The organism is Acetobacter okinawensis (assembly GCF_002153655.1).
In the GTDB taxonomy this organism is placed as follows: Bacteria; Pseudomonadota; Alphaproteobacteria; order Acetobacterales; family Acetobacteraceae; genus Acetobacter; species Acetobacter okinawensis_A.
The window spans coordinates 23,889-43,586 of the sequence record NZ_JOPJ01000015.1 but is presented as its reverse complement, the minus strand read 5'-3'; the positions used below and the strand labels follow the sequence as shown (position 1 = coordinate 43,586).

General features: G+C 54.8%; 16 protein-coding genes. 9 read left to right on the top strand and 7 right to left on the bottom strand.

All coding sequences use genetic code 11. The features are described from left to right. Positions 1–247: 247 nt before the first annotated feature. Genes HK26_RS08160 through HK26_RS08150 form a run of 3 tightly spaced genes read left to right on the top strand, consistent with a single transcriptional unit; the run spans position 248 to position 3,370 of the window. Positions 248–1,120, top strand: a complete 873-nt coding sequence (locus tag HK26_RS08160; protein WP_086639325.1) for a dimethylarginine dimethylaminohydrolase family protein — start codon at positions 248–250, stop codon at positions 1,118–1,120. A gap of 26 nt (positions 1,121–1,146) precedes the next feature. Further along, positions 1,147–2,091, top strand: a complete 945-nt coding sequence (locus HK26_RS08155) for a 2-hydroxyacid dehydrogenase (RefSeq protein ID WP_086639324.1) — start codon at positions 1,147–1,149, stop codon at positions 2,089–2,091. Between the two features lie 34 nt (positions 2,092–2,125). Next, positions 2,126–3,370 (top strand): M20 family metallo-hydrolase, encoded by a 1,245-nt coding sequence (locus tag HK26_RS08150; RefSeq protein WP_086639323.1) that lies wholly within the window; start codon positions 2,126–2,128, stop codon positions 3,368–3,370. A 112-nt stretch (positions 3,371–3,482) separates the two neighbouring features. On the opposite strand, the gene HK26_RS08145 is transcribed toward HK26_RS08150, so the two are convergent. From HK26_RS08145 to HK26_RS08125, 5 genes are all read right to left on the bottom strand, one after another. Next, on the bottom strand, positions 3,483–4,664 hold the full coding sequence (locus HK26_RS08145; protein ID WP_086639322.1) for an aminotransferase class I/II-fold pyridoxal phosphate-dependent enzyme: 1,182 nt from the start codon (positions 4,662–4,664) through the stop codon (positions 3,483–3,485). Between the two features lie 201 nt (positions 4,665–4,865). Further along, positions 4,866–5,345: a YaiI/YqxD family protein gene (locus HK26_RS08140; RefSeq protein WP_086639338.1), complete on the bottom strand. Its 480-nt coding sequence runs from the start codon at positions 5,343–5,345 to the stop codon at positions 4,866–4,868. 173 nt (positions 5,346–5,518) lie between these two features. After that, a complete protein-coding gene (locus HK26_RS08135) occupies positions 5,519–7,141 on the bottom strand; it encodes an ABC-F family ATP-binding cassette domain-containing protein (RefSeq protein WP_086639321.1) in 1,623 nt (540 codons plus the stop codon). Between the two features lie 215 nt (positions 7,142–7,356). Then, positions 7,357–8,163 (bottom strand): family 1 encapsulin nanocompartment shell protein, encoded by an 807-nt coding sequence (locus HK26_RS08130; RefSeq protein ID WP_086639320.1) that lies wholly within the window; start codon positions 8,161–8,163, stop codon positions 7,357–7,359. A gap of 1 nt (position 8,164) precedes the next feature. Beyond that, complete coding sequence (locus HK26_RS08125) at positions 8,165–9,202, bottom strand: Dyp-type peroxidase (RefSeq protein ID WP_257640923.1); 1,038 nt, start codon at positions 9,200–9,202, stop codon at positions 8,165–8,167. 335 nt (positions 9,203–9,537) lie between these two features. On the opposite strand from HK26_RS08125, the gene HK26_RS08120 reads away from it, so the two are divergent. Next, positions 9,538–11,949, top strand: a complete 2,412-nt coding sequence (locus tag HK26_RS08120; protein WP_086639319.1) for a recombinase — start codon at positions 9,538–9,540, stop codon at positions 11,947–11,949. Between the two features lie 76 nt (positions 11,950–12,025). Here the strand turns inward: HK26_RS08120 and HK26_RS08115 are convergent, their stop codons facing one another. After that, positions 12,026–12,520, bottom strand: coding sequence for a lipocalin-like domain-containing protein (locus tag HK26_RS08115; RefSeq protein WP_257640922.1), 495 nt, complete (start codon positions 12,518–12,520; stop codon positions 12,026–12,028). A gap of 202 nt (positions 12,521–12,722) precedes the next feature. Between HK26_RS08115 and HK26_RS08110 the strand changes: the two genes are divergently transcribed. Continuing rightward, positions 12,723–13,634: a LysR family transcriptional regulator gene (locus HK26_RS08110; protein ID WP_086639317.1), complete on the top strand. Its 912-nt coding sequence runs from the start codon at positions 12,723–12,725 to the stop codon at positions 13,632–13,634. Between the two features lie 9 nt (positions 13,635–13,643). Here HK26_RS08110 and HK26_RS08105 read toward each other — a convergent pair whose 3' ends face one another. After that, positions 13,644–14,567: a LysR family transcriptional regulator gene (locus tag HK26_RS08105; protein ID WP_086639316.1), complete on the bottom strand. Its 924-nt coding sequence runs from the start codon at positions 14,565–14,567 to the stop codon at positions 13,644–13,646. A 119-nt stretch (positions 14,568–14,686) separates the two neighbouring features. Between HK26_RS08105 and HK26_RS08100 the strand changes: the two genes are divergently transcribed. From HK26_RS08100 to HK26_RS08085, 4 genes are read left to right on the top strand one after another with little or no spacing between them, the layout of a single operon-like run. Then, positions 14,687–16,324, top strand: coding sequence for an MFS transporter (locus HK26_RS08100; RefSeq protein WP_086639336.1), 1,638 nt, complete (start codon positions 14,687–14,689; stop codon positions 16,322–16,324). Positions 16,325–16,341: 17 nt separating this feature from the next. Continuing rightward, positions 16,342–17,418: an HlyD family secretion protein gene (locus HK26_RS08095; protein ID WP_086639315.1), complete on the top strand. Its 1,077-nt coding sequence runs from the start codon at positions 16,342–16,344 to the stop codon at positions 17,416–17,418. 4 nt (positions 17,419–17,422) lie between these two features. Beyond that, entirely contained in the window at positions 17,423–18,946 is a 1,524-nt protein-coding gene (locus tag HK26_RS08090; protein WP_086639314.1) for an efflux transporter outer membrane subunit, read from the top strand. Further along, positions 18,939–19,688, top strand: a complete 750-nt coding sequence (locus HK26_RS08085) for a pirin family protein (protein WP_086639313.1) — start codon at positions 18,939–18,941, stop codon at positions 19,686–19,688. The genes HK26_RS08090 and HK26_RS08085 overlap by 8 nt, the downstream gene beginning before the upstream one ends. Positions 19,689–19,698: the final 10 nt, after the last annotated feature.

The following is a 19,698-nucleotide window of genomic DNA, read 5'->3' as shown; positions in this document are numbered from 1 at the left end:
TACGGGCAAACCGTTATTGTTCTTTTATCAAAATAATTATGGCGTGGAAAATATATGATGTGAAGGGCGAACCGCTCGGCACATATAAACATGGCAGTGCATAAAAGGGGCAGAATGACGGTTTTCTGCGTTATTTTCCCATAATTGCGAAAAAACTAAAGTAAACTCATGTCTGTTCGTATTGGGGCCGTAATAAGCCTCGGATAGCTTGCAGGAGCAACTTAGATACCTTGAGGATTTTCAAGACATGGCAGCGAACAGATGGTTTATTGATAGTGAAACCGGTGTGCTGACAGATGTCCTTCTTTGCCCGCCAGATTATTACGAATGGATACCAAGCAATGACATCGCTATCCAGACAATGGCGCATGGTGGCAGCATAGACAGGACAACCCTGCACAGCCAGTTTGACGAACTGGTATCAACCTTGAAGGGGGCTGATGTTTCCTGCCATTTTCTTACGCCGCACAAGGATATGCCTTATGAGGTTTATACCCGTGACAGCTCACAGACAACGCCTTTTGGCACGGTTGTGACCAGCCTGTCGCGCGCGGAGCGGGTGGGGGAAGAAAAGGAAATCCGCACTTTTTACGCTCCGGATGAAATCTGGCGCACCTGCACCGCAGGGCGTATAGAAGGGGGGGATATTCATATTATCCGCCCCGGCCTGCTGGCTGTTGGGGTGAGCGGGGGACGCACGGATACAAAAGGCGCGGCCGAGTTTATCAGTTGGTTTGAAGAGGCCGGCTGGACCTGCCGGATGATCCATTTTCCTGAGCATTTTTTGCATCTGGATGTTATTTTTTGCATGGTGGCAGAAAATCTGGCCATTGCTGCGGTGGACGTGCTGGATGAGGCTGATCTGGAGTGGTTCCGGGAGCAGGGTATTCGCATTCTGCCCGTAACCTACCGCGAAGCCATGCGTGACATGGGCTGTAACGTGCTGGCGCTGGGGCGGGACCGTGTGGTCAGTCCGCGCCATTCCACACGGATTAACGCGATGCTACGGGCTGAAGGGCTCAATGTGCTTGACCCCGAGCTTAACCAGTTCTCCCGCGGTGGCGGTAGTATTCATTGCATGACCATGCCTCTGCGTCGTCAATCTTTGCAGACTGCGTAAGAGGGAACGTATAAGGAGCAAGGTGGATGCCAGCACGTATTGTTATCAGCGCGGACGGTAGAAAAGCGTTTGAAAGTTGGCGTCTGGCCTTTGCTTCAGTCGCTCCACAGCTCAGTGTATGCTCATGGTATGATCCGGCTTATACCGTCGGGGAGGATGATTATGCACTGGTCTGGAGCCCGCGACCAGACCACATGGAGCGCCTTGCACGCATGAAGGGCATTGTGTGCACGGGGGCTGGCGTGGACCACCTTCTGGCACATGCAGACTTCCCGCGCGCTGTACCGCTGGTACGGATGGGAGGAGAGCAGACAGCCCGCCTTATGGCGGATTATGTGCTGTGGGCGGTCATTAGTCTGTTGCGGGATGCGCGAACATGGGCACTGCAACAACAGCAGGGCCAATGGCGCAACAATGTGTGCAGTCGCACCTCCAATACAACCCGGGTAGGCATTATGGGGCTTGGGCATCTTGGAGCATATGTCGCTCAGGCTCTGGCCCATGTCGGGTTTTGCGTATCCGGCTGGAAAAGAACGCCCGCTGAGCTGGACGGCATAACGGTTTGGAGCGGCGTTGACGCACTGCCTGATTTTTTGGGTGAGTTGGACGTGCTGGTTAATCTGCTGCCAGCAACCCCCGCAACAGACGGGCTGATCAACCATGTTCTGTTCAGCCACCTGCCAAAAGGCGCTGGTTTTGTAAACGTCGGACGTGGACGCCACGTGGTGCAGAATGATCTGCTGAGTGCATTGGATGATGGTACATTATGTGGTGCGGTGCTGGATGTGGTGAGCCCTGAACCTCTGCCAGAAGACAGCGCACTATGGCACCACCCCAGGCTGACCATAACGCCGCATGTAGCCTCTGAAGCATCGCGTGAGGTACAGGCACGCTATGTGGCCGATGTCGTGGCCTGTCTGGTCCGGGGCGAAAAGCCTGCTTTGCTGTGTGATGTAACACGTGGCTACTGAAGATATAACAGTTCGAACAGGGAATGGACAGGATATGAGCCAGTACGCCAACCTGACAGTTAATGGACAGGACCTGTGGCAGGATCTTGTGACAACCGCAGCTTTTGGTGGCACAGAAAAAGGGGGTATCTGCCGCCTTGCCCTGACACATGAAGATCGGCAGGTCCGTGCCTGGTTTGAGCAGACATGCAAGGCATTGGGCTGCACAGTCACTTATGATTCCATGGGTAATCAGTTTGCCCGCCGCGCTGGCACGCGCAATGACCTCCCCCCCATTATGATGGGAAGCCACCTGGACACACAGGTAACTGGTGGCCGTTTTGATGGTATTTTGGGCGTTTTGGGTGGTATTGCTGTTCTTCGGGCGTTGCACGCAGCCGACATAAGCACGGATCATCCGCTTGAAGTCGTAAACTGGACAAACGAGGAAGGTGCTCGGTTTGCTCCACCCATGCTGGCGTCAGGTGTTTTTGGTGGCGCTTTTACGGAAGAGTTCGCCGGTAGCCGGGCCGATACGAACGGCGTAACCTTGCGGCATGAGCTTGAACAAGGTGGTTTTGTCGGTCAGGAGCAATGTGGCCAGCACCCGGCAAGTGCGTATTTTGAACTGCATATTGAGCAAGGCCCAGTGCTGGAAGCCGAAGAACGCACCATAGGCATTGTAACCGGTGTGCAGGGAATGCGCTGGTACGAGGTTATTGTGCGTGGGCGTTCAGCCCATGCGGGTACAACCCCCATGCCCATGCGCAAGGATGCATTGCTGGCTGCGGCCCGTATGATTGAACAGGTGAATGCCGTCGCACTTGCCCATGCGCCGGAAGGACTCAGCACAATTGGCATTATTACGGCCCTTCCAGCCAGTAGTAATGTTGTGCCAAGAGAAGTGCGTTTTACCGTGGACCTACGCAATCCGTCTGAATCGATTTTGCAGGTTATGGAAGAAGATTTTTTACAGCGTATGCAAAACTGTGCTGAAGCCAATGATGTACAGGTAGACATTGTACCAACATGGAATTCTCCCGCCGTACATTTTGATCCAAGATGTATCGATAGTGTTAAAACAAGTGCGGAAGATTTCGGTTATACCATGCGCGAGATTGTCTCTGGCGCCGGACATGACGCCGTGTATGTCTCCCGGGTAGTGCCAACCGCTATGATCTTTGTGCCATGTCTGCATGGCATTAGCCATAATGAGGCAGAAAGTGCGACGCCAGAAGATGTAACAGCAGGTAGCAATGTTCTTTTGCATGCAGTGCTAAAGGCCGATAAAATATTCTAGAACGCCCTTAAGCCAGAAATTACTGGCGTTCTCAGCAATGTTTTTCTAATGCCGAGCAATTGGTAAGCACCCAAAAAGGGGAGAATAGTCTCCCTTTTTGGGTGTGTTTTTTTTATTTAAGTAATGGGCCAATGCTCTCCATGGCTTTGCAGAAAACCTGCACATCATGAGCCGAACCAACAGTAATTCTGGAACATGTCGGCCATATAGCCCAACTGCGCCCAATAATAACATTGTTTTGCGCAAGCTTTGCAACAATTGGCTCTGGTGCCTTACGCCAGTCAGCCATAAGCATGTTGGCATCACTGGGAATGGTATTAACACCATAATGACTTAAACATGCCTGCATCACCTTGCGGTTCTGCTTTGTTTCAAAACGACGTTTTTCAATTTCTGCCCTGTCCTTCAAACTATCGGTGCCGATAGCAACTGCCGGAACGGACAGCATGGTTGTCTGGTAAATGCCATCATAACGCATCATTCTGTCATGCAGATTGGGGTGAGCAATACTGAACCCTAGACGAAGCCCCGCCATGGCAAATAATTTGGAAAATGTGCGCAAAACAATCAGATTGCGGCACGAACCAAGCAGAGAAACCGCAGACGGAGCATTGCTGAAATGTAAATACGCCTCATCCACCACCAGAACGGCATTGGGGGGTATATGGCGCGATAGCCAAGCAATATCTTCAAGCGGAGTAACTGTGCCGGTCGGATTGTTGGGACTACATATGTAATACATTCCCGCATGTGGGTTAGCCTTTAACATAGCCCTTACGTCTGCTTTATAACCATTATCCGGTCGCAACGGAACTTTGGTTAAGGGAATTTTCAGCCATTCCGCAACTCCCCAAACAGTTTCATAAGTGGGGTCGCAGGTCACGAGCCCCTGTGTTGGTGAGCAAAAAGAAATGACTGTTCTGCATAACGGGTCGCTGGAGCCGGGCCAGGGTGTTATCAATTCCGGTGCAATATGGTCATAGGCCGCCGCGGTTTCAACCAAAGTCTGGCGTTCCTGGCCAGTCAGGTAGCGGTTGCCGTTGAGCAATGCTTTTTGCCCTGCAGGCAGAGCGGAAGGGAAGGGACCAGTCCAAAACTCGTTACTGTTGAGTAAAATGGAACCCGGCGGGTAAGTGCCACCAACAGACAGGGTATCGGCCCGGCTTTTGTGCCATGGCAAGCCAGCCATAACGGTGCCGACACCCAGCATAAGAGAAATGCGACCGATCTGCCGACGGGAATAACCACGCTCGGTAAGCTCTTGCTGTGCCTGTGCGGGCAGGGGGGCAACCATGGCATATCTCCTTTTAAACATCGTTGCAGACAGGATGTTGCTATGACCAAGATAGAAGGATCACAAAGGAGGGTGGAATATGTGAAAGAGAAAGTTTACTTTTGTTATAGCATTGCGTGCGATGGATATTTTTGGGGCATATGAAAATATAAATATTCCAATATCGAAAATATTATAAAGAAATTTTTAAAGTGATGACATTTATTGGGGCGGCATAGTGAACAAACGAGGCTTTGGTTTTTGTGCCTTGACTGCGAGAGTGTCGAGTTCTGATAGAAAGCGGGACCGATCAGCTTTTCCAAACCCGCTGCCGCCGGGTGTCATCATGCCAGCAGAACGCAGGTCGGTCATCAGGTTTCGCATGGCCAGCGCCATGCCTATTGTGCTTTCGTCCAGCAACCTTCCTTTTGGTTCCAGAACATACGCTGCTTTTTCAACACAACGGGCCGCCAATGGAATATCTGAGGTAATGACAATGTCTCTTTCCAATGCGTGTTCCGCAATCCAGTCATCGGCAACATCTGGCCCATGTTCTACAACAATACGTTCAACAAGAGGGCTGTCGGGCACGGCAATCATGCGGTTGGAGACGACAAAAACCTTCAGTTTATAGCGTGCTGCAACACGGTATACTTCGTCTTTTACAGGGCAGGCGTCGGAATCGATAAATATACGGATCATATACCCAATCTGCCGCAGGCGCGTTTCTAGCGCAAACACGAAAAGACTTTAACATGGTTGGGAGCAAAGGCTTTTTGCGCTCCATGCCCCATGGGGGCCGCATCACAGCACTTTATGCGTTTGTGATTGTCATGCAGCCTTTCCCTATACCAACGAGGATGCAAAAAATATCGTTATTCATGCAAGCCTGGGGCTTCACGCCCTGTGCGGGCAACGTATTCTGTGTAGCCACCATCGTAGCGCAGGAGCCCTTGTGGAGTGAGTTCTAAAACACGGTTGGACAACGCTGCCAGAAAGTGCCGATCATGCGAGACAAACAGCATTGTGCCATCATAATCGGCTAGAGCCGCTATCAGCATCTCTTTTGTTGCAATGTCCAGATGGTTGGTAGGTTCATCCAGCACCAAAAAATTGGGCGGGTCAAAGAGCATCATCGCCATGACAAGTCGGGCTTTTTCCCCGCCAGACAGGACCCGGCAGCTTTTATCCACATCATCGCCTGAAAAACCAAACCCGCCGGCCAGTGTGCGCAATGCGCCTTGAGCAGCAAGGGGAAAAGTATCGCTCAATGTTTCAAAAACAGTGCGCTCTCCATCCAGCAGGTCCATGGCATGCTGGGCGAAGTACCCCATTTTAACGCTGCCACCCAGTGTTACAGTTCCGGCGTCGGGTTCTGTTGTGCCCGTAACCAGCTTGAGAAGGGTGGATTTGCCAGCCCCGTTCACCCCAAGCACGCAGCAGCGCTCCTGCCGCCGGATAAGCAGATCAAGGCCTTTATAAATAACGCGGCTCCCGTAGCTTTTGTCCACACCACGCAGATTAACCACGGAATCCCCCGACCGTGGTGCCTGCGGGAAGGTAAAGGACAGGGCCTGCCGGCGTTTGGGTGGTTCCACCCGGTCAATTTTATCCAGTTTTTTAACCCGGCTCTGCACTTGTGCAGCATGAGATGCACGCGCCTTGAAGCGTTCAATAAAAGCAACTTCCTTGGCAAGCATAGCCTGCTGCCGGTCAAACTGGGCTTGCTGGTGTTTTTCGTTCAGCGCCCGCTGCTGTTCATAAAACTCATAATCGCCCGAAAAACTGGTGAGGGTTCCGCCATCAATTTCAATCACTTTGTTGATGATACGGTTCATAAAAGCCCGGTCATGGGATGTCATGAGCAAGGCACCATCGTATCCGGCCAAAAACTGTTCAAGCCAAATCAGGCTTTCAAGGTCCAGATGGTTGCTTGGTTCGTCCAGCAGCATGACATCGGGCTTCATGAGCAGGATGCGTGCCAGTGCAACACGCATTTTCCAACCACCGGACAGGCGCCCCACATCCCCGTCCATCATTTCCTGACTAAAGCCCAGCCCGTGCAAAACCTCACGCGCGCGACCATCCAGCGCATAGCCCCCCAGTTCTTCAAAACGGGCCTGAATTTCACCAAACTGTTCCAGTATGGCGTCCAGTTCATCCATACGCTCGGGGTCGGCCATAGCGGCTTCAAGCCTGCTGAGTTCTGCCCCGACTTCCGCTACGGGGCCAGCGCCGTCCATGACTTCGGCCACGGCGCTACGCCCCGTCATTTCTCCCACATCCTGATTGAAAAAACCCACAGTTATGCCGCGGTCAGTCAGAACATGTCCTTCATCTGGTTCTTCCTGCTTTGTAATCAGGCGAAAAAGGGTGGTTTTGCCAGCGCCATTGGGGCCAACCAATCCAATTTTTTCCCCCTTCTGCAAGGCTGCTGATGCCTCGATAAAGATCACGCGGTGACCATTATATTTGCTGATATTATCAAGACGGATCATGGGACCTCGGAAAACGCAGGGAAGGGGATATGGGCGACAGACAGCCTTATCGCCTAACATCGCAGCTTCGTAAACCGCTGGTCGCATGATGGTCTGGGGGACACGTGTCAGCATTGCTGATAACGATGCCGGGCTGGGGAGATATGCCCCATACCCGGCGCCACCGTCTCAAACCCTGCTTTGAGCAGGGATGGGCTTTAAATAATGGAGGGGGTTCAGCCCGCAGTATGGTTGAGTGTGACCGTGGCTTCGCTGGTCAGTACCCGAAAAACAAAGCTCTCCTGCAAATACAGCTCAACAGTCTCGGCTGTATGGCCCAGATAACCGATTGAAAGGTCCTGACCAATATCAAGGGTAAAGTCTCCCCCGCGCATGGAGACGACAAATGCGCCTTCCAGAGCAGGTGCCCAGATAATTTTGCCGTCAATCATGCTCTCAATGTGCTTTTTGACGGGGTAGCCATCATCATCCCCACTGCTGACGGCCAGATGGGCCTGTGCACCCAGCACAACAGAATAAGGACCATTAACACCGGCAAGACGCAGGGTGTTCAGGGCTTCGGCAATGGCATGGGGGTAATCCTTCGCCATGGCCGGGAGTTTGAGATGGGGGTTGGAAGTGCCTTTCCGCATACCGCAGATACCTGCTGCCTCAAAGCCATTGAAAATGGCATGGTCCTCGGCAAAGGCAATTTTCTGGGCGGCGTCTTTGACTGTCTGCCAGTCTGAATCAAGTGCCCCGCGTTCCACCGCATCAATCTCATCACGCGAGAGCGTGAAGGGGACGCGCAGTTCGACCAGAGGCAGCACTTCACGCTGCGTTGCTAACACACCGTTATCCGGCGCATCGATTTTTTTGCCTCGTCCGGTACCAACACCGGCAAATGCCGTGCCCTTGGGTTCAGGGGTATCCACCACGCGACGGCCTGCAAGGTGGCGGCGGATGGTGCGACCTGCCTCTTCCTCAATCTGAGCCCACGCTTCGGCGGAAATGGGAGCGAGATGTTTGTGCAGATTGTTCATATCAGGCGTCCTTCTCTTTTAGTGATCCAATACCAAGGGAACCGTCTTGAGTGTTGCGGGCGGGCCGGGCCTGCTCTCCCGTAAGGGGGGCAGGCTGTGGCGCTACAATGACCATATCCGGTGCTGCGTCCAAAAACTCACTTGTCGGCGTAAAAAAGAGCGTTCCGGTCACTGCGGTGCTGACGTCAAGCAATCTGTCATAATTGCCCGGTGGCTTACCAATAAACATGTTCTGGAGCATCTGCTCCGTGCGGGCAGGGGAGCGGGCATAGCCAATAAAATATGTGCCGAACTCCCCCTTGCCCACGGTTCCAAAAGGCATGTTTTCACGCACGATCTGGAGCTGCTCGCCATTTTCTTCAATATTGGTGAGCACGTTATGGGCGTAGCTGGGTTTTTCTGCTTCTGGCAGTTCTATGTCCGAGACCTTTTTGCGGCCGATAATATGCTCCTGCACCTCTGTTGGAATGGCATCCCATTTTTTAAGGTCATGCAGGTATTTCTGGACGATCACATAACTCCCGCCTGCAAAGGCCGGGTCTTCATCCCCAACGATAGTTGCCTGCGTGGCAACTGCGCCAGAAGGGTTTTCCGTGCCATCGACAAAGCCAAGGAGGTCCCGGGCATCAAAATATTTGAACCCATGTACCTCATCCACCACGCTGGCTACCCCCTCCAGCCGGGCAACAAGCGCTGTTGCAAGCTCAAAGCAAAGGTCCATCTGGGTCGCGCGGATATGGAAAAGCAGATCACCAGCGGTAGATGGCGCATGGTGCACACCCGTAATCTCACGGAAAGGGTGCAACTCCTTGGGGCGCGGTGTGCCGAAAAGCTGGTCCCATGCCTGTGACCCAATGCCTGTGACGCAACTGAGTCGGCCATCTGGAATCCGAAAGCCAATGCCACGGACAAGGGAGGAGATATCCCCCAGCAGGTCCAGAACCTGAGGCGAGGCCGGGGTCTCGGTATTCAGGGTCAGAACAAGGAAAACTGCGGCCTGTGTCAATCTTGGATCAACAAGTTGGGGTGTGGACGACAAACTGAAGCTCCTGACAAAATCACACGTGACAGCAACAGGAACTAACATAGGCTTCTGCTCAAGCATGGCAAGGGCAGGGTGCATGTGGCGCGTGCGTACGTATCATGACCTGCTTGAAGGCTGCGCCCAGCCAAGACTCGTAATGCGGATCATTCTCAAAAAAATTTTCCTGAGTCGGGCTAGGCAAACCTTGAACTTTGGAGGACCGCCCCATGTGCGCACTGCATTTTGGACGTGCGCAGCACTATATATGGTGGTATGAATTTTAAATACACACAAAATGAACGATTTTCAGCGGCGGGCATACGGTATGCGCCAAAGGATGGAGCTAGAGCATGAACGGGCATTTTTCACTCACGGAGCCTCGTGCGACACAAGCCGTCCAGGCCCGTTTTCCGTTTGAAGGGGCCTATGGTGCACAATCAGGCATTGCCCGCCAGCTTGATCCGGGCATGGGGGAGGCAGTGGGGCGGCGCACCGTCTTCCGCCCATCGGACAACGAGGATTTTGGCGCAGTGGCCGACCGGGTTGCCCAAGGCAACACCGGGCTCCTGGCGGGAGTGGATAAGCGGGAGGTTATGCAGCTGCGTAACGCCATAGCCTCGGGAGCGCTGCTGACTTCTGGCCGCCACCTCCAGCATGGAGATTCAGAGCAGTCCACACGGAACATGGAAGTGTTCACCAACTGTGCGACTGCCATCTGCTCCTTTGCCAAGTTCTATTTGCTGCTAAACGGCTCGGGTGTTGGCAGGGCTTATGATGATGAGCTGTGCATTGTGGACTGGGCGCAGGCGCCGGAACTGCATTTTGTGCTGGATATGCAACACCCCGACTATCCACGTGACCGCGCAGCCCTGCTACGTTTTGGGCTGGAAATGCAGATACTACCGTGGGGGACAGTGCCAGATGCGTTCGACGCCGGGATGGAGGCACAGGTCACCCAGTTTCTGGAACAGTCCGTTCAGCCTGTGGTGCCGGACGTACCTAACAGGGTCGTGCATGTTATAGAAGATAGCCGGGAAGGCTGGGCCAAGGCGGTAGAGGTGATGGAAGCCATGGCATTCGCCCAAAATCGGGACTGCCATCTTGTGCTGGACTTTAGCCATATTCGCTGCGCGGGTAGCCCTATTGCTGGCATGCAGGGGCGACCGGCGGCAGGTCCGGTGTCTCTGCTGCGTGGGCTGCTGAATGTTTACCGCAATGTGATTGAGCCTGCACGCAAGAACGGCATGCCCCGTTGGGAGCAGGCACTGCGGGTAGATCACTATTTGTCTGTTGAGGTACAGGTGGGGGGTGCACGCCGTGCGGCGCGTATGGCCACCAAATCCTGGCGTGATGCAGATGTGCTGCATTTTATTCGTGCAAAGGAGGAAGGCGGGTTATGGACCGCCAACCACTCGGTCATGGTCGATCAGGAGTTCTGGGGGTATGTCAACGCCCCCATACCTGCCAACCCCTTGGCTGAGCATGCACGGGCTGTTTTTGCCGAAGCGACCCGCTGCGCCTGGATTAATGGTGAGCCGGGCTTCATTAACGGTGACAGGCTGGAAGACAGCCGTACAGGAAGTGCGCGGGACAAGCCGGTCTATACGGATGGTCGGGATTTTTGTTCCACACGCTACCATGCAACGCAGGCAGCAACCCTGCTTGCAAAGCTGGCGGAGTGTGCTGCACAGGCTCATTTTCCCGTCACCACTAACCCGTGTGGCGAAATTACGTTGCATGTTACGGGTGGGTACTGCGTGATAGGCGACTTTGCTCCCTTGCTGGCCTGCCCAATACCATTAGACGAGGTTACACCGGGGCGCCCTGCACCAGAGCTTGCAGAGCAATGGGATGCCCGTGTCCGGGATGCTGTGCGGTTGGGCGTTCGTTTTTTGCTGCGGGCAAACAGGATGGATGCGTTGTACGGGCAGGAAGTCGCCCGAACAAACCGCATCGGCATTGGCCCGACAGGGTTGCATGAATGGGCTTGGCTACGTTTTGGGCTGGACTTCCACGATATGCTGGATGAGGAGCGTGCAGCACCGTTCTGGCAGGCGGTGCGTGCGCTTTCCGCCATCGCCAAGGCAGAAGCCAATGCCTATGCGCAAGAAACAGGCACGGCCCGACCGGTAACGGTCACCACCGTTAAACCCGCAGGCACAACTTCCAAACTGTTTGGTCTGACAGAGGGTGCACATCTACCCGCCAGACGGCAGTATTTGCGCTGGGTGCAATTTAAAGGCGTCCGGCGCGCAGATGGAGTGTGGGAGCATGGGGCTGACCCGTTGCTCCACACTTATGAAAGCAAGGGATACCCGGTTCGCTCATTGCGCAGTTTTCCCGGTATGAGTGTTGTTGGTTTTCCCACGGTTCCGCTCATCCAGCGCCTTGGTATGGGGGAGCGTGTTCTCACTGCCCCGGAAGCAACCCCGGAAGAACAGTATCGCTGGCTTGGCCTGCTGGAAAAATACTGGATTGGTGCTGAGCAGGGGAATCAGGTTTCCTACACGCTCAAAATTTATACAGATCGGCATGATCTGGAGGGCTTTCGTGCCATGGTGGCGCAAAATCAGCCAAAAATACGGTGCTGTGCCGTGCTGCCAAGCCGTGCAGATTCTGATCTGGGATATGAATACTTACCGGAAGAAGAAGTCTCCCCCGGCAGGTTTGCCGCCATTACTGCCAAAATCAAGGATGACAATGTGCGCGAAGTTGTGGATTGGGCGCATCTGCAATGCGTAAGTGGTGCCTGCCCGTTATAGTGGCAGGCATCAAGCCACAACGCGTATATGCAGAGCGTACCGCTTTGGGGGCAGCATGCTCTGCATACGCAGTGTATCAGGCGGCCATCTGTGCGCGGCGAAAACGGATAATACTGCGTGACAGCTTGCCTGCGGCCCAATTAGGCATTTTGCGCCATGGGGTCACAACATCAGCATATTGGCCATCAACCGTGACTGTTCTGCGCTGTTCCGTGCCAACCCACTCCGGTGCCCACGCGGTCTGTACGGTGGTAATCCACTGATCTCCCTCCACGCGATAACGACCAATATAAGCGACCAGTGTTTTCATTAACTGGGCGCGATCGGTGTCTGTGGTTGCGGCAAGGCGGTTGCTCCCTTCAAGATTGAAAGCCACCCAACCATCGGGGGTAAAAACAACACGGCCACGCGGGGCAGGGCCCATGGCGTTAATAAAATTGCCGCTCTCTTTTTCTTCCACCTGATAGGAGACCAGTTCCCACGTGCCGATAAGGTTCTGTCTCAGAGCGTCTTCCTTTGTGCAGGGCAGCTCATTGTCATTATCCATAATCCGCTGGACGGTCGCTTGCATGGGCATAGTCTCATTCCGTTGCTAGTTCGTATCGTCTGTCGGAGTTTTGACAGATCCGCAAAGGAGGTTTTGCGCTTAATGTTGTTTGTTGAAACAAACATGCCTTCCATTTCACTTCTTCGGTAGTGACAATTAAGGAAAAATAATATTACGCTAGACGCAAAAATAAGCCTGCACCAAACGCTCAGGGAGAGCCGAGCCCATGCCCTATGATGAAACAGGGGATTTACGTTTTTTCATCAGTCTGGTGGACGCCGGTAGTCTTTCAGCCGGTGCGCGCAGTCTGGGTACATCGCCCGCAGCTGCGTCACGCCGTCTTGCCCGGTTGGAAACGCGGTTAGGGAGCACACTGGTCATCCGCAATACGCGGCATTTTGGACTGAGCGAGACAGGCAGACTCTATTACGAGCGCGCTTTGACCATTGTTGCCGATATTGACCAACTGGAGGAGGAGATATCTTCCAGCACCAATGCACCACGTGGCACATTGAGCATTGGTGCACCGGTAGAACTGGGCCGCAGGCAGATTGCCCCTTTTATTGAGGCATTCAGTGCCAGGCACCCCCGCCTGATGATCAATCTGGCTCTTGCGCCTGAAGGCAACTATGATTTTAACGATTATCTGGATGTGGTGCTCAGGCTTGGTCTGCCAGAAACACCGGGGGCTGTTGTAACCCGCCTTGCCTCCACAATGCGTGTCCTGTGTGCCTCTCCGGCTTATATCGCCCGCCGCTCCATGCCGACACATCCACGCGATATTCCAAAACATGATTGTTTGTGCCTGCGGAAAAACAAAACCATGGCGCTACTGAACAAGTGGGTTATTGGGAACGAGACAGAAACCGACGTGGTTATGGTGGAACCGCGCCTGTCCACAACCAATGCCGAAATTATTCATGACTGGGCGCTTTCGGGGCAGGGTATTGCCTACAAACTGCTGTGTGACGTTTATCAGGACCTTGAGGAAGGCAAGCTGGTGCGTATTCTGCCTGATTTGCAGGGCGAAAAAATTGATCTGTACGCCGTTCTACCAACACGGCAGCACACCCGTGCCAGTGTCAAAGCGTTTCTGAGCGATTTGCGCCCCTATATCCGAACAGCAGGTTTTTTGTAAACTCTCTTGCTAAGCAGCTTTGTTTCCCAAAACACGATGCGAAACACGAAAAAGAGTCTCCCGCAACCATCGGTGTACCGGGTCCGTATCGCGTCGGGGATGCCACGCCTGAAACGCATCTATGCTGGGTAGGGGGAGCGGGAACTGAAAAGTGGCCAACCCCAGCGCCTTGACCGATATATGGTCTATAACAATACCGGGTAGTGGCAGAATAAGGTCGGAATCCTTCAGGCTTTCCACCATGCAATGGTAATTGGGAACCACCATGGCTATGCGCCGGGCAAGGCCGTACTGCGCCCGTAGCACCCAGTCAATTGGCCCCTGCGCCCGCCCCCGGCGGGACACGCTGATGTAATCGTAAAGCACCATGCTCTGGGGTGTCACTGGCGTTGCCAGTATGGGGTGGTCCTTACGAACAACGCCCTGCATATGATCCCGAAAAAGGGTTTGCCGCCTGATTTCAGGCTTCATCACATCTGTTGCACCAATATACAGGTCAACACGTCCATGCCTTAGTGGGTCGGAGGCCGGGTCATCCACTTCTGGCGCCCAGATAACCTCACATCGTGGGCATTCTTTTTTAAGGGCCTGTAAAAGCGGCAGAGCAAGAGCTGCCACGACCAGATCATTTGCGCGGATGGTAAAAGTCGGGGCCATGTTGGCCAGATTGGCGAGCGCGCGTGTTTCTATCAGGCTATCAGCGTTACGGACGAGTTCCTGCACGCGGTCAAGAATACCCAAAGCAAAAACGGACGCACTCATCCGCCTGCCTGACTGCACCAGAATAGGGTCGGCAAAAGCCACGCGCAGCTTGGCCAGATGGCGGCTCATGGCTGGTTCACTCACCTTCAGCCGTCTTGCGGCGAGCGAGACACTCTCCTCCTCAATAAGAACCTGAAGGTAGCGCAGCAGATCTAGGTCGTAGCCTCTCATCCTTACAGAAATAGACTTTATCTGGCGCAGGCACCATCGTTTATCATTCCAGAAAGTGGAATCGTTGCTTACGGTTAATGAGGGTTGTCTCTCCATCCCGGATCGTCAACATGCCGGGCATGACAAATGCCGCTCCTGCACTGGCGGCGGGTGGGCCTGTTATTCATGCTTCACCGCCGCTGCCCTCTTATATTCCTCCGTTTGGTCTGCGCACGGTTGTTGGCTGCCTTGGCATGCTTTTGGCCGTGCATGTCGCTGGGTTTAACGAGCACGTAACGGAAATCGGTCTTTCCGACATCCGTGGCGCCATGCACATAGGGCATGATGAAGGCACGTGGGTCATTGCTATTTACGAAGCGTTCAATATTGCTGCCATGGCTTTTACGCCGTGGTTCTACATGACGTTCTCGATCTACCGTTTTTCCATTTTCATGACAGCAGTTCTGGCGCTGCTCTCCATTCCAGCACCCTTTATGCCTGATGTTGTTTCGTTGTGTATCTTACGGGCATTTCAGGGACTTGCCGGAGGGTGCCTGCCGCCGGTGCTCATGACCGTCATGCTCAAATACCTACCTCCACAGATCCGTGTGTTCGGTATTGGTGGTTATGCCATGAGTGCGACCTTTGGCCCCAATCTGGGCCTGCCGCTGGAGGCATTCTGGTTCGAGCATGTGGGCTGGCATTGGCTGTATTGGGAAATCATACCAACCGCGGCCCTTGCAATTGGCATGATGGCCTATGGCCTGCCCCGTGATCCCATGCATTTTGAGCGGTTTGAAAAATTCAACTGGCTGGGCATTCTTGTCGGCCTGCCCGCCATCTGCTCGCTTGTTATTGTGCTGTATCAGGGGGACCGGCTGGACTGGTTCCGGTCATCCATCATTACCAATCTGACGTTCTGGGGCACTGCCGCCTTTATTGTGTTTGTTATTAACGAGGCGTTCCATCCCAGCCCGTATTTTAGAATTCAGTACTGGCGTTCGCGCAACATTCAGGCGGCGCTGCTCTCTCTGGTCGGTATTCTGGCCATCTGCTCCATCATGGGGGAAATCCCAGCGACCTATCTGGAGGCCATACGTGGCTACAGACCTATACAGGCGGCCCCTGTATCGCTCGTCGTTGCCTTGCCGCAACTGCTTATGCTGCCCCTGATCGCGTGGATATGTAACAACCGCAAGGTAGACTGCCGCCTTGTGCTGGCAGGCGGCATGGTATGCCTTGCCGCATCCGCGTGGCTTGGCACATGGCTTACGGTCGACTGGGTCCGCGATAATTTTTACCTGCTTCAGATATTGCAGGTCTTTGGCCAGCCCATGACGGTTATTCCAACCCTCATGCTCGCAACCATGGCCATGGGCCCGGCCGATGGGCCCTTTATTTCTGGCATGGTCAACATGCTCAAGGGGCTGGCCAATGCTGTGGCATTTGCCCTGTTTTCCGCCGCCACCCGCAGGCGGGAGCAATACCACTCCACCATGCTGCTGGACCAGCATGGTACACATCAACTGGCGCTGGAGGGGATGGGCAACCCCATTACACAGCAGCTTGGCGGCACCTCCCCCGATGGTGCGCATGTCGCATGGAACGGGTTGCAGGTTTTTCATACCTTTGTGCATGAGCAATCGCTCGTTCTGGCGCTGACTGACATCTACTACGTGCTGATCTGGGTCTGCCTTGGCTATGCAGCCATGAATCTTGTGCTGCCACACCGTGTGTATCCGCCCCGCGCGCCGTCCCCCAACATTCCTGCCCGTTAACCCGGAACAACAAGACCATGATTTACAAAAAACCGCTGCTTTATGCTGGATGCGCTGCATGTGCGCTTGCCCTTGTCGCATGGGGCGGGGCGCGTCTGGTTAATGGAGATGGTGTTCACCAGTACACCAATGATGCTTATATCACGGCCGATTTTACTACCGTTGCTCCCAAGGTAGCTGGTCGCATAGACCGCGTGAGCGCACAGGATAATGAGCGCGTACATGCAGGTGAGGAACTGGCACATATCGAAGATGATGATTACAGGGCCGCTCTGGACGTTGCCAGAGGCAACATGCTGGCAGCTCAGGGAGATGTCGCCAACCTGAGTGCTGAACTCGCACGCCAGGATGCCCTTATTACGCAAGCCCGTGCGGCGGTAATGGCGGATCAGGCCGAATTGCTGTTCGCACGGCAGAATAGCACCCGTTACCGTAATCTCTCCTCTGGTGGTGCAGGCACCATTGAGCAGAAGCAGTCGTCCGAGGCGCATGAAAAAGAGGCGCAGGCCGCTATTGCCCGCGATCAGGCTGGCGTGGAGGCTGCCATCAGGCAGGTTGCGGTTATTCAGGCCCGGCTGGAGCGGGCGCGTGGAGCCTTGCTGCATGCACAGGGGGACGCCAGACAGGCAGAACTTAACCTTTCCTACTGCTCCATTCCAGCACCAGTAGATGGTGTTGTCGGAGAGCGCGGTGTGCGCGTTGGGGCATATGTTCACCCCGGCACGGGGATTCTGGCCGTCGTGCCCACACAGGCTGCCTACGTGCTGGCCAATTTTCAGGAAACACAACTCACTCATGTGCAGGCGGGCCAGCGTGCGACTGTATGGGTGGATACATTCCCCAACCATCCGCTTGCGGCACATGTGGACTCACTGGCTCCTGCTACAGGTGTCGCTTTTGCGCCCATTCAGCCCGACAACGCCACGGGCAATTTTACCAAAGTGGTGCAGCGTATTCCGGTCAAGCTGGTGTTTGATCCGGGCCAGCCCCTGGCTGGCAGGGTGAGGGTCGGCATGTCCGTGGAAGCAGAACTTGACACAGCCTCCCAACCGGAAGGAGCGCATGCTCATGATGCACGCTATCTCTGGCAGTAATGGAATGAGGCAGTTTTTCCTCGCAGGCCTTGGGTTGTCTGTTCTGGCTGGTTGCACTGTGGGGCCGGACTATCACCCGCCACAGGTCAAGGCTCCCGCGACATGGCGCGCCATTCAGCCGCCCGCCCAAAGCCGTGTTAGTACCGCCTCAACCGATCCTGCATGGTGGACCCTGTTCCATGATCCGCTCCTGACCCATCTGGAGCAGGAGGTTGCAGGGTCTAACCTGGACCTGCAAGCAGCAAGCCTGCGGTTGATGCAAAGCCGGGCTGAGCGACGCATTGCCAGTGCTGCGCAACTTCCACACATGGAGGCCAATGCGTCTTATGCGCGTGAGCGTGCAAGTAGCAACGGCATTCTGGGGCTCATGGGCAATATGGAGCAGGCTGGAGCGGGGCGTATTGCCAGCGGCACTCAGGGGTTCGGCCCGGCCGCACTACCCGGCAGTGTGGGGAACCCCTCCTTCAATCTGCCGCAGTATGGAATGAACGCCTCGTGGGAGGTGGACCTATGGGGCCATGTGCGTCGGCAGGTCGAGGCGGCAACAGCCGCCGTGCGTGCAACGGAAGACATGCAGCGTGACATTCTTGTCTCCCTCATGGCCGAAACGGCGCAGACCTATATAGACCTGCGCGCAACACAGGCGCAGATTGGCATACTGGACCACAACATAGCCATTGCCCGCCACAGTGTGCAGTTGACGGCAATGCGTCTGGAGCAGGGTGCGGCGACCCGTCTAGATGTTGCGGAAGCAACGGGGCAGTTACACCTGTTTGAATCCCGCTCCGCTCCCCTGCATGCACAGGCCACACATTTGCTGAACAGCCTGAGCTTTCTGGTCGCGCGGGCCCCCGGCGCTTTGGACGCGGAGTTGGGGCAACCGCAGGCTCTGCCACCCATACCTGCATTTGTACCTGTGGGCCTGCCATCAGACCTGGCGCAGCGGCGACCTGATATTCGTATGGCTGCAGATAGGCTACATGCCGCCACAGCCAGCATAGGTGTTGCTGTGGCTGACTTTTTCCCGCGTGTTACATTGTCTGGTAGTCTGGATGTACAGGCGCTGCAGTTCAGTGGTCTTGGGTCATGGGCATCCCGCCAGTATGGATTTGGCCCTACGGCAACCTTGCCCATTTTTGAAGGCGGCCGCCTGACAGGGCAGCTTCACCTACGCAAGGCCCAGCAACAGGAGGCATCTGTTCTATTCCAGCGCACGGTGCTCAAAGCCTGGCAGGAAATAGATGATGCAATGGCCGACTTTGCGGCTGCGCAAAATAGGCGAGATGCTCTGGCTCTGGCAGTGCAGGAGAACGAGACAGCTCTCACTGTCGCCAAAGCACAGTATGTGCAAGGCGCATCGGATTTTTTGAATGTGCTGACCGTGCAGAATGCCCTGCTTGCCTCGCAAAGCGCTTTGGTCGAGGCTACGGCCAATGTGGCTGGGTCCATTACGCACCTGTACCGCGCCATTGGTGGGGGGTGGGAAACGCTCTACCCTGAAGCCGAAGGAAAAAAGACGCATGCCTGAGAACACCCACACACTAAAAATCCGGCGGGCGGATAGTCTGGGGCACGCTCATTCGGATACATTGATACTGCGCTGCCATTTTGCCTTTGCAGATTATCAAGCCTCAGAATATGGCCACGAGGGGCGGCTGCGCGCGATCAATCTGGGCTCTCTCCCCCCCAATGGGTCTTATGCGCTGGGACCACAGGCCAATGTGGATATTGTCACATGGCTACAGGCAGGGAGCGTGCAGGTCGAAGCTGAAGGTTTTGCATCCGAGACCATACATGCAGGCGGCCTGCACCTGTTAAGTGCTGGGGCAGGGGTAAACGCTGCAATGTGGCAAGCCGGGCAGAGTGGTGCTTCCTTTATCCAGTTCTGGCTGCTGGCTGATACGGAAGGAGACAGCCCGAAGCAGGAAAGCCGTGAGGAGTTTCCACAATTAGAGGATGGTGGCTTCCGTATTATTGCCTCTGGCTTCCCCGAGGATGACCCTGAGACAATGGAGGTCATAGCAGATGGAGCCCCGGTTGCCTTGAGTGGTCGCAACCGCTTGTTACATGCACAAATTCCCAAAGGGCAGGGAGCGGCCTACCAGACAACGCAGGGGCGGGACCTACATATTCTGGTTGTATCGGGGGAGGTTACACTATCCGGCACGGTTCTGTCGTGCGGCGATGGCGCCATGCTTGAACACACCAGCAGTGTAGTGGTACTGGCCACACAGGCTTCTGTGGTTCTTCTGACAGACATTGCCTCGTAACATCGTGCGA

Coding starts and splice junctions, on each gene's coding strand:
- HK26_RS08160 (WP_086639325.1), top strand. CDS start 248: ATGGCAGCGAACAGATGGTTTATTGATAGTGAAACCGGTGTGCTGACA.
- HK26_RS08155 (WP_086639324.1), top strand. CDS start 1,147: ATGCCAGCACGTATTGTTATCAGCGCGGACGGTAGAAAAGCGTTTGAA.
- HK26_RS08150 (WP_086639323.1), top strand. CDS start 2,126: ATGAGCCAGTACGCCAACCTGACAGTTAATGGACAGGACCTGTGGCAG.
- HK26_RS08145 (WP_086639322.1), bottom strand. CDS start 4,664: ATGGTTGCCCCCCTGCCCGCACAGGCACAGCAAGAGCTTACCGAGCGT.
- HK26_RS08140 (WP_086639338.1), bottom strand. CDS start 5,345: ATGATCCGTATATTTATCGATTCCGACGCCTGCCCTGTAAAAGACGAA.
- HK26_RS08135 (WP_086639321.1), bottom strand. CDS start 7,141: ATGATCCGTCTTGATAATATCAGCAAATATAATGGTCACCGCGTGATC.
- HK26_RS08130 (WP_086639320.1), bottom strand. CDS start 8,163: ATGAACAATCTGCACAAACATCTCGCTCCCATTTCCGCCGAAGCGTGG.
- HK26_RS08120 (WP_086639319.1), top strand. CDS start 9,538: ATGAACGGGCATTTTTCACTCACGGAGCCTCGTGCGACACAAGCCGTC.
- HK26_RS08115 (WP_257640922.1), bottom strand. CDS start 12,520: ATGCAAGCGACCGTCCAGCGGATTATGGATAATGACAATGAGCTGCCC.
- HK26_RS08110 (WP_086639317.1), top strand. CDS start 12,723: ATGCCCTATGATGAAACAGGGGATTTACGTTTTTTCATCAGTCTGGTG.
- HK26_RS08105 (WP_086639316.1), bottom strand. CDS start 14,567: ATGAGAGGCTACGACCTAGATCTGCTGCGCTACCTTCAGGTTCTTATT.
- HK26_RS08100 (WP_086639336.1), top strand. CDS start 14,687: ATGACAAATGCCGCTCCTGCACTGGCGGCGGGTGGGCCTGTTATTCAT.
- HK26_RS08095 (WP_086639315.1), top strand. CDS start 16,342: ATGATTTACAAAAAACCGCTGCTTTATGCTGGATGCGCTGCATGTGCG.
- HK26_RS08090 (WP_086639314.1), top strand. CDS start 17,423: ATGAGGCAGTTTTTCCTCGCAGGCCTTGGGTTGTCTGTTCTGGCTGGT.
- HK26_RS08085 (WP_086639313.1), top strand. CDS start 18,939: ATGCCTGAGAACACCCACACACTAAAAATCCGGCGGGCGGATAGTCTG.